Here is a 14,958-nt window from a genome sequence, read left to right on the forward strand (position 1 = left end):
AAGTTCCCTACAGCAAAGCGGAATCTGTCTCAAGTTAGAGACGTGAATCTGATACCAGTATGTTCCCGAAGCCGGGGGCTGAAATGGGGTGTGGGGTCTGGGGTATGGGTGACAAGGAAGACAAGGAAGCGATTCTATCCACTATTCACTATTCACTATCCACTAGCCACTTACCAATTACCCATTACCACTCCCTAAAAGCTAGTTGCTGTCGGAGATCGCGGGGAAATATGACCTTCATTAAGGAGGATTTAGGATTTTCTACGACCCGATAACTGGGCTTCGCAGGTTCGTGACCGATCGGTACACCGACTCCAAGCAACAACTTGACGCACATGGTAATTGCGATCGCTAACATCAGCTTTTCTAACATTGCCTTTGTCCCCCACAACCACTAGCTGTACTTCACTTACAGTCACAAAACCGAGCGCCGACTTGAAACAACTGAAATCTAATTGCCAGAATTCTTTAGATATTTCTAGTTTGCCTATTTCCATCCTAAGATAGAAGCAAATCATAATACTATCTTAATATTTTCTTGGCTTTAGATGAAGATAGATTAAACTTAGTTCCGTCAAGCGATTGACAAGACTAATTTGTCTCCCACGTTAACGGTGGAAGACAATCTACGCTCTGTCATTGGCAGTCTGTATATTTGTTTTTGGCAATTAGCAATTAGCAATGAGCGATTGGCTAAGAAATCTGTTGCTCGAAGTTAGGTGCGTAGGCTTGGAGTAGCATACTGACTTGTTTCACTACCTCTTTACCACCACTACTTTTACCGAGGGCTTGGCGTTCTGGGAAGAATTCGGGTCGGTCTAAGCTGCGGGCGATCGCTTCATCGATTTGTTGTACAATTAGCGCTGCCAGTTCTTCTTTTGCCCGCTGGCGCTGGTAATTAGCACCTTCTTCAGTCGTAGCATATAGGGGAGGAAGACGATTGAGTGCATAGGCAGCGATATCACCTACGTCTAGACTGTGACCACTGGTAACTTTAATTTCTGCTACCCGTGCGATAACTTCAGTCAGCACTAACTCTTCCATGACGTTGATAAATTGTTTGCGCTGCACCGCTACAACTTCGCCAGTCAAGAGCGAACCCATCAACTTATCTAACGCCATATACTCTTCTATGGAAAGCTCGGAAGCAGTGTCACAGATTCTACCCACCTCTGCTTCCATGGCTGGTGTTAAATAGCCATCTTGAAGGGCTTGCTCGACAATTTGTTGAATGCTCATAACGCTGCTTTACCTATTTTGCTTTCCTATAGTTAAACTAACCCTGGATTGATTTTGCCCTGCTACAGCACAAAAATTAGCACCCTAAGTCTAATTCATTCCTTGTTCCCGCCAAGTTGTCGGATCGACTGCTTCCCCTTGAACGTAAAATCCCCAATGCAAATGGGGTCCAGTTGAAGCCCCCGTCGAACCTACCGCGCCAATCGGTTGTCCGGCTCTAACAATATCTCCTTCTCTGACATAGATTCGGCTTAAGTGCAGGAAAACACTCGTTACTCCTTGACCGTGATCGAGTCCAATTATATTACCGTGAACTCGAAACCCTTGAGATTCTAAACCGATTAAGGAAACTCGCCCTGCGGCAGGCGCAACTACGGGAGAACCTACCGGACCTGCATAGTCAACGCCACGATGGTAGTAATCTTTAGCAAATTTGCCATTGTAATAGCGCCGCACTCCGTAAATCGTACTGACTCTGCCGCGATTGGGCTTAAGAAAAGGACCATTCCAAAATTTTTGCGGGGTAACGAGCGATTTAAAAGCTGCTACTCGACTCAGTTCGAGTTCGGTTGCTTCTAGCCCAGCCTTCCCGGGTCGAAAGTTGATTCTCTGCACGGGAAATTTACGATTTGCCACCCATACGGCTATATTTCTAACTTTACCTTCACTGCTGATCTGAATCTCTCTTTTTCCTACTTTTTGTAAAGGTGTGGTAGGAACAAAAGCGCGAAATACACCAGGAGCAATGACGAAAGCTGGATAAGTTTTGCGATTGACAGTCACGATAGGGCTGACGTTGATATCGGGGTTGTTTGGTCTGACGACTACCGACAGCGTATCGCCTAAATGAGGCTTAGTGGGAGCGACCCGTACCTGCAAAGCTTGGGCTGGTAAGGCTGAGACTAAGGCAATACCCAGTGAGAGTAAAAAGCAGTGGAGAACTGGTAGTTGGTAATTGGTAGTTGGTAGTTGGTAGCTGGTAGTTGGTTGACCGCTCCCTTGTCTCCCTTGTCCTTTGCTTTCCGGCTCCCTGCTCCCTGCTCTCTGCTCCCTGCTCCCTGTTAATTGATTCATATACTCGCAAAAGTCCAGACTGATTGACCAACTAGATTAACTTTATGGTCTCGATCCCCTATGAAAGCTGTATCGAGTTTTTACAAAAGTAGATATGTTGTAATCGCTCCCAAATAAACTTAAAACTTCTGTATGCTGAAGTTTATATACCTTAATAGTTCTTTTATAAGTTTGTGCAGGAAGATTTTAGATTAATAGTTGACTTGGTTTTGGTTTTGGCAGTAGCGGCAGGCGGCGGCTTACTGGCGGCGTTGTGCCGTCAACCAGTACTGCTAGGCTATTTGCTGGGTGGCATGGTTGTAGGACCAGCTGGACTAGGACTGATTAAGGAGTTAGTTCAAGTTGAAACTCTCGCTCAATTTGGCGTTGCCTTTCTGCTGTTTGCCTTGGGTGTAGAGTTTTCATTTGCTGAATTAAAAAAAGTGCAGGCGATCGCCCTTGGCGGAGGAGGATTGCAGATTGCTCTCACAATTCTGGTCACGGTGTTGGTCTGTGGAGTTGCAGGAGCTTGGGAAATCTTACCTGCTAAGGGCGTATTTTTGGGGTCAATTTTATCTTTATCTTCTACCGCTGTCGTCCTCAAGTGCCTGATGGAACGAAACGAAACGGCGAGTTCTCACGGACAGGTGATGTTGGGAATTCTGGTCGTCCAAGATTTAGCACTGGGATTGATGCTGGCAGTTTTACCCGCACTAGACCAACCGCCGCAGTTAATTGGTATAGCGGTAGTAACGGCACTGCTGCGAATTGGTTTATTTGCTGCCGGAGCTGTTGCCGCAGGAATTTGGCTGATTCCTCCTCTATTACGCCTGTTGGCACGAACTGAAAGCAAAGAATTATTTTTACTAGGAGTCGTAGCGCTGTGTCTGGGAATTGCTCTATTAACAGAGCATTTGGGGCTATCGATTGAAATGGGGGCGTTTGTCGCCGGATTAATGATTTCTGAAGTGGAGTATGCCGACCAGACTCTAACTTATGTTGAGCCACTGCGAGATATATTCGCGACGCTGTTTTTTGCCGCGATTGGAATGCTGATCGATCCCGTGTTTTTGTGGCAAAACTTGGAGTTAATTTTAGGGCTGGTGGCTTTGGTTTTTGTGGGTAAGTTTGCAATTGTCATGCCCTTAGTCATGCTTTTCCGTTACCCATTGAAAACAGCTTTGATTGCGGGATTAGGATTAGCTCAGATTGGAGAATTCTCGTTTGTATTAGCGAGTGAAGGGCGATCGCTCGGTTTGGTGTCCCGTCCCGTCTACCTGCTGATTTTGGGTACGACTGCCGTTACGCTCGTTCTTACGCCTTTCGTGTTGCGACTCGTGCCAAAGTTATTGGAATTACCTTGGTTGAAAAAATTCATCGAGGGGCAAGATTTACCACTCGAAATTTCAGCCAACACGCCTCAACAAAATCACGTTGTCGTCTGCGGTTACGGGCAGGTTGGGAAAAACTTAGTGCGCTTATTACAAGAACGCGATCGCCCCGTAGTCGTAATCGACCAATCAGAAAGCCGAATTCAGCAAGTCCGCGAGGCGGGCGTACCTTATGTATATGGCAATGCAGCTAGTTTACACGTATTAGAAAAGGCAGGGGTCGAACGAGCTAAGTCGCTGGCGATCGCCCTACCCGATCCGATGAGCAGCCGCCTGTGTCTGAAGCGGGCGTTGGAATTATCGCCCGATCTCGATGTGGTAGTACGGGCAACTAAGGATAAAGATATTGAATTACTCTATCAGTTGGGGGCGAGAGAGGTCGTACAGCCCGAGTTTGAAGCGAGTTTGGAACTAGCCAGTCATTTGCTAACACAAATTGGTTTAGCACCGATTTCGATTCAGCAAGAAATGCAGCAAATTCGCAATCATCATTATCTAGAGTTACGTCCAGAACGGACGGCGGCTCAAGTTTCGCGCGAATTGCAGCAGGCTACTCAAGATTTAAATAGCCGTTGGTACGCCTTACCAGCAGGTTCGCCACTCACGGGTATGACGCTAGAAGAAGCGGACTTGCGCTACTTGACGGGGGTGAGTTTGATGGCAATTAAACGGGCAAACGGGCAAGAGGTCGATTATCCCAATGCTAAGACGATGTTGGAAAAGGGCGATCGCCTATTGTTAGTGGGAGAAGCAGAAGAATTAGCCGCTTTAGAGGAATTGGCTCAAAGCGAGGCAACTGTACCAGAAGCCAATGCTGCTTGTCATTGGTTGATGGTAGCTGCTGATAGCCCCGCGATCGGTCAAACTCTAGGAGATCTCGACATTCGCCGTCGTTTTGGCATACAAGTCCAAGCCATTCGCCGCGACGGTAAATTTCTGCGGTTTCCCGATGGCAATATGGCTTTACGGGCAGGCGATCGCTTGCTATTGTGCGGCGGTTACTTGGCAATGACACAGTTGCAAAAATTGCTAGCCGTCACTTCAAGTCCGCTCTCCAGCGTACCAGTGGTGAAAGCTATAGAAGCAGAAGCTTTGCGGGAGTATTTGCCGTTGGATAGTTGGCGGGAGTGACTAGTAACTGGTGGCTAGTGGCTAGAATATCTAGTCACTAATCGCCAGCTGCTAACCACTTATTCGTCTCTTATTTCCCTAACTCTCGGTCTGAGGTAGGCGATCGCTTGTCGCCAAATTGTAGTGGAGCGATCGCTTTCATCAATTAGGCAAACGCAATTAGAATCTTGCCAGCCTAATCTACCCGTCAGCGAGTCGCCTGTCATGAGTTTCATTTCTACGACAATCTGACTTTTGATCAGAGATTGTACCTGCCGAATACTAGGTAATGCTGTATCGTAGTCGCTAGCCATGTTTATACTTAACTTTAATTCCTATATATTGATAGTTCCCTCGATTGGGCTTTCAGTTGTCATTGGAGAAGTCAAAAGTCAAAAGTCAAAAGTTAAAAGTTAAAAGTTAAAAATGGGGAGTCGGAAGTCAGGAATTGTTGACCCACTCCCTACTCCCTACTCCCTATTCACTGTTCTAAACATGACTATCGAATTTGTTAAATATCACGGGTTAGGTAACGATTTTATTTTGATTGACAATCGTGCCTCTAGCGAACCAATCGTTACGCCAGAGCAAGCTGTCAAATTATGCGATCGCCATTTTGGGATTGGTGCTGATGGTGTCATCTTTGCACTACCTGGAACCAACGGTGCTGATTACACCATGCGGATTTTCAACTCTGATGGCTCGGAACCGGAAATGTGCGGTAATGGAATTCGCTGTTTTGCCAAATTTTTAGCAGATTTAGAGGGAAGCACGAATCCTACCTCTCGCCTCCGCATTCATACTTTAGCTGGTATCATCGTTCCCCAACTCACTGCTGATGGTCAGGTCAAGGTAGACATGGGAGAACCAAGATTGTTAGCCGAGGAAATTCCGACAACTCTTGTCACTGCTGGAGAGAAAGTTATTAACCAATCTCTAAACGTTGCAGGTCAGACTTGGTCAGTTACCTGTGTCAGCATGGGTAATCCTCACTGTATTACCTTTGTTGATGATGTGGCTGCTATTCCCCTAGAGGAGATCGGACCCCAGTTTGAACATCATCCAGTTTTTCCCCAGCGCACGAATACGGAATTTATTCAAGTTACAGGCAGAGATTACTTGAAAATGCGGGTCTGGGAACGCGGTGCTGGGGCAACTTTAGCCTGCGGTACGGGTGCTTGTGCTTCCCTGGTGGCTGGAGTGTTAGCAGGAAAATGCGATCGCATTGCTACTGTAGAACTTCCAGGTGGCTGTCTGCAAATTGAATGGTCGCACGACCAAAAACTTTACATGACGGGTGCGGCAGAGCGCGTGTTTGCGGGGAAGATCGAGTAATCTGACCGCAAAAACCCAATCGCGTATCTCTATGGCTTGACATTACCAATAAGTGTATATACACTAAAAATATGTCAGAGCAAAACGCCCAATTCAATTTAGTTCAGTTAGGCAATGTTGCTAATACCTGTACCTGTTTTAATCTCCGCAAAGCCACTCGCGTTGTGACGCAATTCTTTGACGAGCAGCTCAAGCCGAGTGGATTGTTAATCACTCAGTTTACGATATTAGTAGCGATCGCTCAAGCAGGTTCAGGAACGATCAACGATCTAGCCGATCTCTTAGTTATGGATAGAACAACGTTGACGCGCAATCTGAAGCCACTAGAAAGAGAAGGTTTTGTTGCTATTCAGCCAGGTGAGGATCGGCGGATACGGGTTGTTTCTCTGACTGCAAAAGGTCGCAATGCATTGGCTGTAGCATTGCCTTTGTGGGAACGGGCGCAAACTTCTGTAATTGATGGATTAGGTCAACAACAGTGGAATTCCTTACTGATTGCTTTGAATGATACTGTTTCTTTAGCGTATGAGAACTAATTGTACCAAAAAGCACATGCGCTCGTTCTTTCTATTTAAGTGTATATACACTTAAATGAAAATACCACTTACATTTAGCATTCTATTCAACACAAGGAGTCTACATGAGTACGAAGAGTAACGTTAAGAACGAAACGACAGAACGCTGGTTTGTTTTAGTATTAACGATTTGGGGTGCCGCCGTATTTGTTACGGGATATTTTGGGATTCTCTCAAACATTAATACAATCTGGGTTCCACTGTTAGTGATAGCAGGTATTACTATTCCAGTTTTAGCGTACTATTTCAGTGAAGATTTTAGGTCGTATATTTGGTCTATTGACCTCAAACATCTCACGATTTATCATGTATGGCGAATTGTTGCAGCAATAGTATTTTTCGATTATGGAAGCCAAAATTTGCTGCCCAAACAGTTTATTATCGACGCAGAATTTGGAGATTTAGCAGTAGGTTTATTAGTACCAATTATTTTGTTCTTAAGAGAAAGTTACACTAAGTATCTTGTATTTCACATTTTTGGAATGTTAGATTTTGCGATTGCGGTTGGTACCGGTTTCACATTTAATGTTCTACTGAACGATCCTTTAATGAGGAATGTAATTACTTATCCGATCGTGCTTATTCCCCTCTATGGCGTATGTATCACGGGGGCGCTGAGCATTATGACCTTGGATAGGCTTTTGAAAAGCAAGTACTATTCTGAAAAATTGATAAATGATTTTCAAAAATAAGTGCATACACACTTAATACAATACCTGAAATTCAAGCGTAGAGTTGGTAATGCCCACTCTACGAAATTCAAGTAGAGAAGCCCTTACAATTGTTTTTTAACGAGAGGCGATCGCCAAAAACCTCTCTATCTTCTAAACTTATTTCTTGATATATTTGTTGAGTAAACTTTTCAAGAATATAATCTGTAATCAATGGACTCTGGATAAACTTTCCTCCATTTTTATCGATTAAACAACGACGGCAAAGAGAATTTAAAGTATTAACAAGCTGCTGTTTAGAGAGAATAGAAAGTAAATCGTCTTGAAGTTCTATTACCGTAACTGGTTCTCGCTCGATTGCCAGCCAATACATCACTTCCGCTTCTAAATCGGACAAGCGATTAAACTGAGAGTCTAGTAAATCTCGAATTCCATCAAGGATAAAAACTTCTGCTCTCCAGCATTGCAAAAACTGAGAAATATTACCGTCAAATAAACATTGAATAGCAGATGCAACTATTTTGAGGCTGAGCGGATTGCCACTGTAATAATCAACTAGTTGCCGCCATTCTTCAGGAGTTCCCCAGAAAGTATTAATCGTCTGATAAATAGCATTAATTTCAGTAACTTGTAGTCCAGTAAGTTGCAGCGATCGCACTGCAAGTTTTTCTCCTGAATAAGCGACAATTTCTTGAGGTGTTTCTCGGCTAGTGAGAATTAAGCAACTTTGATGAATTTCTGTACCCAAACGCTCGATTAACTCCCCATAACCTTCAAATCCTTCTCGACAACAGCCCAAGCGATCGTTGCTAGCCAGAATTGTTTCCCAACTATCTAAGATTAAAAGACAGCGTTGCTGGCGTAAATAAAAGAGTAAAAGTGAAATGCGATCGCTTAATTTTTCTGGAAGATAAAGCTCATGTCTTTGAGTCAGTACTTGAATTATGTCTGACAATAATTCAGACAGGGAAGGTGCGGATTGTAGCGATCGCCAAATCGTATAGTTACATTTATCCTGAATCTGAGCTATTAATTTAGCAGATAAAGCAGTTTTACCAATCCCACCCATTCCTACAATTGCTACCACACGACAGCGTGAACCTAAAATCCATTGTTTTAGTAAAGCTAATTCAGTACTGCGTCCGTAAAAAAGAGAAATATCAATTTCTAGTTCCAAGTTTTGGAAGTCGGGATTCGTAGGGGCGGTTTTATCAAAAGATTCACGGCTTACGTCAATAGATTTTTGCTCAAAACCCGCCCGTACAGGGGAGTCAGGAGTCGAATAGGAAGTAGGATTTAATTGTGAATTGTATTTGGTTGGTGTAGTATTAATACCACTTGTAAATTGTGAATTGAATTGTCTGTCTGATTCTGTACGTGCAAAGCGGAAAGAATTACGTTTTAGTACGGCAACCAAATTATTTTTACTTACCTTTTCTCCCAAAACATTACTGAGAATTCGCCACAGTTGGGAGCCTGCATCTTTGAGATAACCAGCATCATAGCCGGAAGTTTTAGCAATTTCTGTGTAAGAATGTCCTATCAAAGACTGTTGCAACAAGATTTCCTGCACTTTGGATAAGTGTTTTTTTTCCAGAATTTGCTCGACAATCTTTAAGCCTAGTTCGACATCCATTATCAGTTATCAGTATCAGTTATCAATGACTAGTAGCTGGTAGCTAGCGGCTCAATGCTTTTATCTAATCACTACTCGCTGCCTAATAACTAATCAGAATAACTACTAATATTTCTTTCAGCAGTAATTTTAATATTTTGTTAATTGACAAATAGTCAGCACAAATCCATTGTTGTACCCAGTCACAAAACGCTCGTGCCATTCCGACTTCTGACTTCTGACTTCGATATGACTTTTTCTGACTGACATACTTGATGACTTTTACCGACTGTCAAAGCCAGAGCTGAGAGTTTAAGGTTTATTTCATCGGTGCATAAAGGTTGCTGCTGCAAATTGAGCCAGTCGCAAGTTTAGGCGCTGGGTACTCCTTAACTGCCTAGTTAATTCTGGTGTGTGGACGAGCTTTCAATTGTGGTGTGTGAAAGCGTTTCTGAGTGAGCAAACGGTAGCAGGAGAAACCTCACGAGAAATATCAAATAACACAGCTAATTACTTTTTTAGTAGCAAGAGGACGATCGCGACAAACTGCGATCGCAATTTGTAGGTTAATACCTGCTGAAGACGTGCATCTTCTCCTCTAACTGCTGTAAGTCAGGCTGGCACGCAAACAATCAGGAAGTATAAGTCTAGGATAGGTATGAACTCTCCCACAATCATCAGATTTTGTCAAGTTGGCGCGATCGCCGGATCTTTGTGTATTGGTATGGTGAATTTTCCCACCCAAGCACAACCAAGTCCCGTACAGCAACAAGCTTCGGTTTCTGGAGTCAAAACCCTACCGAGTCAGCAGATAATTTACGTTAACTCTGCAACAGGTATAGATGCTACCACAGCAGGTAAAGACCCCTCAATTCCGTTGCGTACTATTACTTTTGCTTTACGACAAGCACAACCGGGAACCCTAATTCAGTTAGCTGCTGGTACTTACTCGGCTCGCAGTGGTGAAGTATTTCCCCTAAAACTCAAATCGGGTATAACGCTCAAAGGCGATGTTGCGACTAACGGTCAGAACGTTGTGATTAATGGTGGCGGACGCTATCTCAGCCGCACATTTGCGCGTCAGAATGTTGCTGTCGTAGCCGAAAAAGATAGCACAATTATTGGTGTGACAATTGGTAACTCCAACTTACGCGGGACGGGATTGTGGATTGAATCAACTAATCCCACCGTACAGTACAGCACCTTCACCAACAACCATCGAGAAGGAATTTTTGTGACTGGGACTGCTACACCTAAAATTGCGGCAAATGTCTTTGTGAAAAACGGTGGTAACGGCATGTCTTTGGCTAACGAAGCTCAAGGAGAGATTCGCAACAACGTGTTTCAAGACACTGGTTTCGGACTAGCAATAGGTGGTACGGCTGCACCTGTAGTCGTGGAAAACAAAATTATTCACAACAGAGATGGAATTTTTGTTTCTCAGGAAGCGCGTCCGGTACTACGCAACAACGCGATCGAAAATAATCAAAGGGATGGAATTGCGATCGCGGCTTGTTCTCAAGCACAGATCGATTTAGCTGGTAGTAACACTTTCAGTAACAACGGTCAATATGACATTCACAACGGTGGTGCTAATCCAATAGTTTTGGTTGGTGGTACGGCAAAAACCGCTCGGGAAAAACCGCAAAATCATTGCTATTAGGTCATTGGTTGACGGTTGACGGTCACTAGCCACTAGCCACTAGCTTAAATACTGCATCAAGATTTTTTCAATTTGAGCAATGCCTATGGGTTTGCTGAAGTAGTCGTTGGCTCCAGCTGCTAAAAAGCGATCGCGTTCTCCTGCTTCTACCGAAGCGGTAAGAATAATCGCAGGTAATTTTTGCCACTCTGGTTGCTGGCGCAAACTGCAAAGCAAATCCATTCCTGACACACCGCCTGGTAGCTGTACGTCTAATAGCAGTAAATCTGGCTGGTAGAGATATAACATCCCCTGAAAGTTATGAGGGTGTTTGAGATGCTTGACTTGGTAGCCAACGATCTCAAAATAATCTTGCAATAGTAGGGCGCTGCGATCGTCGTCTTCTACAATGAGAATCCGTTTAGCGATTGGCGATCGACAGCCGTTAGCAGGACGTTTACGGGATAGCTTTGGTTCGGTTGGGGATAGGAGCGATCGCTCCTTGGCTGGCTCTTGACGTAGATCGTTTGAGTAAGCGTTTGGCAACCATAGGGTAAATTCACTGCCTTTACCTACAGTCGAGCGGACAGTGACATCGCCGCCGTGCAACCGCGCTAACTTACGGGTTAACGATAAACCCAATCCCGTGCCTTCATACTGTCGGTTTAATCGACTATCCAGCTGTTTGAACGGCTGAAATAATAGGTTTAGCTGCGATCGCTCAATGCCTATTCCCGTGTCTGCAACCTTAAAAGCAATTCCCTGGTTGACTTGTTCTACCCGTAGGGATACTTGCCCCTTGGGAGTAAATTTAATTGCATTAGCGAGTAAATTTAATAGCATCTGCTTGACACGGCGCTCGTCAGCAATGCAGCTATCGATTTGCGGATCGATTTCACTGAGTAATTGCAACTGCTTGGCAACGGCGCGATCGCGCACGACACTCAAACAGTAAGTGCATAAATCCCGAACATTTAGCCGCACCAGCGTGAGTTCTTCCCTACCTGCTTCAACTTTGCAGAGGTCGAGGACATCGTTAATTAAAGCTAGTAAGTGTTCGCCACTGCTGTGAATGCAACTCACGTATTCTTTTTGCTTAGCATTAAGACTACCAAATAACTCTTGCCCTAGCAGCTGCGATAGCCCTAAAACTCCATTCAAAGGCGTGCGTAGTTCGTGGCTCATAATTGCTAAAAATTCGCTTTTCGCCCGACTACCTGCTTCTGCTGCTTCCTTGCTATCGCGTAAATGATTTTCTATCTGTTTGTGAATGGTAATATCTTCTACTAAAGCAATGACAAACTGAGGTCGATTCGCACTATCTCTCACTAGTGAATGATTCAGGCGACACCACACCTGACAACCATCTTTACGAGTGTATCGTTTCTCGATCTCGTAGCGATCGCGTTGACCCATGACCAGTTCGTAAAAAAGTTTGACATCTGCGGCAATATCATCTGGATGAGTGTAGTCAGTAAAACTCATTTTTAACAGTTCTTCCCGACTGTAACCCAGAATGTGACACAGGGCTGGATTGCTATCAATCTGCCCTCCTTTCAAGTCTGAAAGACCGATCCCAATACTGGAATGTTCAAAAATGGCACGGAATTGCAATTCGCTTTCTTGAAGCGCCACTTTTGTTTGCTGGCGCGCGATCGCACCACCAATGCTACCCGCTGCGGCGCTGAGGATTGCTCGTTCGGTTTCCGTCCACTGACGTTCTCGATGGCAGTCGTCAAAGCCGACGAAACCCCAAAATTGACCTTCGAGAAAGATCGGCACGACTAAAATGGAGATAATCTGTTGCCGATCTAAAACTTCGCGTTCGTGCGCCGGTAAATTTTTGACGAGTCCACCAATTGGTTTACCTGCAACTAAGTTGTCATACCATACAGGAGAGCAGGTCTGATAAGACAGGCTTTGCAATTCTGGATTGTCGATTTGAGCGATGACGGTAGAACTAGTCCACTCAAAACGCTGACTCATTAACAGTTCGCCCGTGCTGGGATGAAGATGATTTTCAAATACGTAAACTCGATCGACATCGCAGGCTTGACCCAAAGTTTCCAAGGCTAGGTCGATCGCAGCAGAGAAATCTGTGGTAGTTAACAGGTGATTGTTAGCGGTGGCAACAGCCGCCAACAGGCGATCGCGTTCTTTAAGGGTAGATTCTGCCTGCAACCTTTCCGTGACATCTCGTCCAATTCCTACGTAGTAAACTGGTTCTCCCAAGCGATCGCGCAGGGGAAAAGCAAATAACTCTACTGTCACCAACCATCCTTGCCGACGGCGCAGAGTCACTTCTCCCCGATAATTATCACCATTTTGCAATTGAGTAGAAATCTCCGCCACCTGTGCTTTCGACGAGAAAATTTCGTCTTTTTTCTGTCCGCACAGTTCCTCATCTTCGTACCCTAGTAGAGTGCGGTGAGCGGTGTTTTGTTCGACAAAATTGCCTTGAGAGTCATAAATTGCGATCGCGTTATTAGAATTCGCCACAATTTCTTGGTAAAGGCTTAACTTTTCCTCGGCTTGCTTCAGCTGGGATTGAGTTTGTCGCCACTGAGTTTGCCACTGCTGGCGCTCGATTGCATAGCGCAATGCCCTCAGCAATCCCTGCGCCTCTACTTCTGCCTTGACTAAATATTCCTGCGCTCCTTGGGCTAATGCTGTTTGGGCATTTTCTGCTTCGTCTTCTCCTAAAACAACAATTGGCATGTGCGGGTAAGCTAACCGCAATTGTTTGAGTTTTTGCCCAGCTCGATCGAGTTCGAGTAGGACAACACTAGCTGATTCTGTTTTGAGCTCCGCTAAAGCTGCCTGCACCCGCTCTTGCCAAACGAGTTGTAACGGGGTTTGGACTGCCCGTAGCATTTCCCGAATTCTTCGCTCCAAACTAGGCTGCCCCACTAATAATATTTTCAGTGGAGCTGGGTTTACGTGCGTTACAAATTGTCGTTCAGGATTGCTCATTCAGCCCAAGAATTTTAGTAGTTTCGCAGTGAGGCAATTTTAGCTGCGATCGCCAACTCTACTTTTTATCGTGCCTCCGATCTAAATTTTTCTCAGTCGTGAAATTCTTAGTTATTTTTTCAGTCAGGTTCTTCAGCCAGTAGGTGTGTTAGTGACATTTTTCTGTATGTTTTCTTTAATTCTTTCATTAGAAAACAAATAGCTTTTTAGCGTCAAGAGGCGATATATAAGTTTTCCATCAACTATTCGGATGTAATACCAGAGATTGATTAATAGCAGTGCTATCTCAAGTAGAATTTGATTATAGTTAATAAATATTTGTGCTAATTGTATAATTTTTTGCTTAAAAGCTGAAGTTTAACGCTGAAGTTACAGGATTCAAGTTGAGATGTAGGAGCGACTGATGAAAAAGCAAGATCTCAGAATAGTCTCGCTGATTCCTAGTGCTACCGAGATTTTAGCAGCATTGGGTCTAACAGACGTGGTGGTCGGGCGATCGCACGAATGCGATTTTCCTCCAGAAATACTCAACCGTCCGGCTTGTACGCGGGCGCGAATTAACTCTAACGGTAGTAGCGCTGAGATTCATCAGGATGTCGATCGACTAATCCAATCAGCACTGAGCATCTACCAAATTGAAACCGACCTCTTAGAACAGTTACAGCCAACCCACATAGTCACTCAAGACCAGTGCGATGTTTGTGCCGTAAGTCTGGGTGAAGTAGAAAAAGCAGTTGCTAACCTAACGCATTCTCAACCGCAAATCATCTCTCTTCAACCCAACGTTTTAGCAGACGTGTGGGCAGATATAGAGCGTGTAGCTCAGACGCTCGGAGTCGATGCAAATAGATTAATTGAAAATATTCAGTCGCGGATTGAAGTTTGTCGGCAAAAGGTTCGCGGGCTATCGGTGTCGGAATTACCAACAGTCGTATGTATTGAGTGGATCGATCCTCTCATGGTAGCAAGTAACTGGATTCCCGAACTAGTGGCGATCGCCGGAGGTCAATCCTTATTTAGTGTTTCCGGTCAGGCATCCGCTCAAGTAAGATGGGAAAACCTGATAGCTGCCGATCCAAGTATTATTGTGGTCATGCCTTGCGGTCTTGACCTCAACCGTACCCAGGCAGAAATGTTGCCTTTAACGCAGCGCCCAGAATGGCAGCATCTACGAGCAGTTAGAAGTGGCAGAGTCTATGCTACTGACGGTAACGCTTATTTCAATCGTCCGGGTCCACGCTTAGTCGATTCCCTAGAAATTCTCGCCGAGATTCTTCATCCAGAAATATTTTCCTACGGTTATAAGGGAACTGCTTGGGAACAAGTTCAGTTACCAGTTACCAGTGACCAGTGA

12 protein-coding genes are annotated in these 14,958 nt (G+C 44.6%); 6 read left to right on the plus strand and 6 right to left on the minus strand.

Features of this window, described 5'->3' with window-relative positions; all coding sequences use genetic code 11:
- Nucleotides 1–184: 184 nt before the first annotated feature.
- From DSM107010_RS10460 to DSM107010_RS10470, 3 genes are all read right to left on the minus strand, one after another.
- Complete coding sequence (locus DSM107010_RS10460) at nucleotides 185–373, minus strand: hypothetical protein (RefSeq protein ID WP_015156756.1); 189 nt, start codon at nucleotides 371–373, stop codon at nucleotides 185–187.
- 320 nt (nucleotides 374–693) lie between these two features.
- Complete coding sequence (locus tag DSM107010_RS10465; protein ID WP_015156757.1) at nucleotides 694–1,239, minus strand: late competence development ComFB family protein; 546 nt, start codon at nucleotides 1,237–1,239, stop codon at nucleotides 694–696.
- Between the two features lie 90 nt (nucleotides 1,240–1,329).
- Entirely contained in the window at nucleotides 1,330–2,313 is a 984-nt protein-coding gene (locus tag DSM107010_RS10470) for a M23 family metallopeptidase (RefSeq protein WP_106167849.1), read from the minus strand.
- A 173-nt stretch (nucleotides 2,314–2,486) separates the two neighbouring features.
- Between DSM107010_RS10470 and DSM107010_RS10475 the strand changes: the two genes are divergently transcribed.
- The gene (locus DSM107010_RS10475) at nucleotides 2,487–4,814 is read left to right on the plus strand and encodes a cation:proton antiporter domain-containing protein (RefSeq protein WP_015156759.1); all 2,328 of its coding nucleotides are present in this window, start codon (nucleotides 2,487–2,489) and stop codon (nucleotides 4,812–4,814) included.
- Nucleotides 4,815–4,873: 59 nt separating this feature from the next.
- Here the strand turns inward: DSM107010_RS10475 and DSM107010_RS10480 are convergent, their stop codons facing one another.
- On the minus strand, nucleotides 4,874–5,107 hold the full coding sequence (locus DSM107010_RS10480) for an Hfq-related RNA-binding protein (protein ID WP_015156760.1): 234 nt from the start codon (nucleotides 5,105–5,107) through the stop codon (nucleotides 4,874–4,876).
- A gap of 181 nt (nucleotides 5,108–5,288) precedes the next feature.
- Here DSM107010_RS10480 and dapF point away from each other — a divergent pair, with 181 nt between their 5' ends.
- The 3 genes from dapF (at nucleotide 5,289) to DSM107010_RS10495 (ending at nucleotide 7,395) form a co-directional block, all read left to right on the plus strand.
- Nucleotides 5,289–6,128 carry a diaminopimelate epimerase gene (gene dapF / locus DSM107010_RS10485; RefSeq protein ID WP_106167850.1) on the plus strand — a complete coding sequence of 280 codons (840 nt, stop codon included), beginning with the start codon at nucleotides 5,289–5,291 and terminating at the stop codon, nucleotides 6,126–6,128.
- Nucleotides 6,129–6,199: 71 nt separating this feature from the next.
- On the plus strand, nucleotides 6,200–6,664 hold the full coding sequence (locus DSM107010_RS10490; protein WP_015156762.1) for a MarR family winged helix-turn-helix transcriptional regulator: 465 nt from the start codon (nucleotides 6,200–6,202) through the stop codon (nucleotides 6,662–6,664).
- 104 nt (nucleotides 6,665–6,768) lie between these two features.
- A complete protein-coding gene (locus DSM107010_RS10495) occupies nucleotides 6,769–7,395 on the plus strand; it encodes a hypothetical protein (RefSeq protein WP_106167851.1) in 627 nt (208 codons plus the stop codon).
- Nucleotides 7,396–7,462: 67 nt separating this feature from the next.
- On the opposite strand, the gene DSM107010_RS10500 is transcribed toward DSM107010_RS10495, so the two are convergent.
- Nucleotides 7,463–9,010, minus strand: a complete 1,548-nt coding sequence (locus tag DSM107010_RS10500) for a helix-turn-helix domain-containing protein (protein WP_127022911.1) — start codon at nucleotides 9,008–9,010, stop codon at nucleotides 7,463–7,465.
- 637 nt (nucleotides 9,011–9,647) lie between these two features.
- Here DSM107010_RS10500 and DSM107010_RS10505 point away from each other — a divergent pair.
- Nucleotides 9,648–10,652, plus strand: coding sequence for a DUF1565 domain-containing protein (locus DSM107010_RS10505; RefSeq protein ID WP_106167853.1), 1,005 nt, complete (start codon nucleotides 9,648–9,650; stop codon nucleotides 10,650–10,652).
- Nucleotides 10,653–10,691: 39 nt separating this feature from the next.
- Here the strand turns inward: DSM107010_RS10505 and DSM107010_RS10510 are convergent, their stop codons facing one another.
- Nucleotides 10,692–13,604, minus strand: coding sequence for a PAS domain S-box protein (locus tag DSM107010_RS10510; RefSeq protein ID WP_127022914.1), 2,913 nt, complete (start codon nucleotides 13,602–13,604; stop codon nucleotides 10,692–10,694).
- 403 nt (nucleotides 13,605–14,007) lie between these two features.
- Between DSM107010_RS10510 and DSM107010_RS10515 the strand changes: the two genes are divergently transcribed.
- Nucleotides 14,008–14,958: a cobalamin-binding protein gene (locus DSM107010_RS10515; RefSeq protein ID WP_015156767.1), complete on the plus strand. Its 951-nt coding sequence runs from the start codon at nucleotides 14,008–14,010 to the stop codon at nucleotides 14,956–14,958.

The organism is Chroococcidiopsis cubana SAG 39.79, assembly GCF_003991895.1.
Taxonomy (GTDB): domain Bacteria; phylum Cyanobacteriota; class Cyanobacteriia; order Cyanobacteriales; family Chroococcidiopsidaceae; genus Chroococcidiopsis; species Chroococcidiopsis thermalis.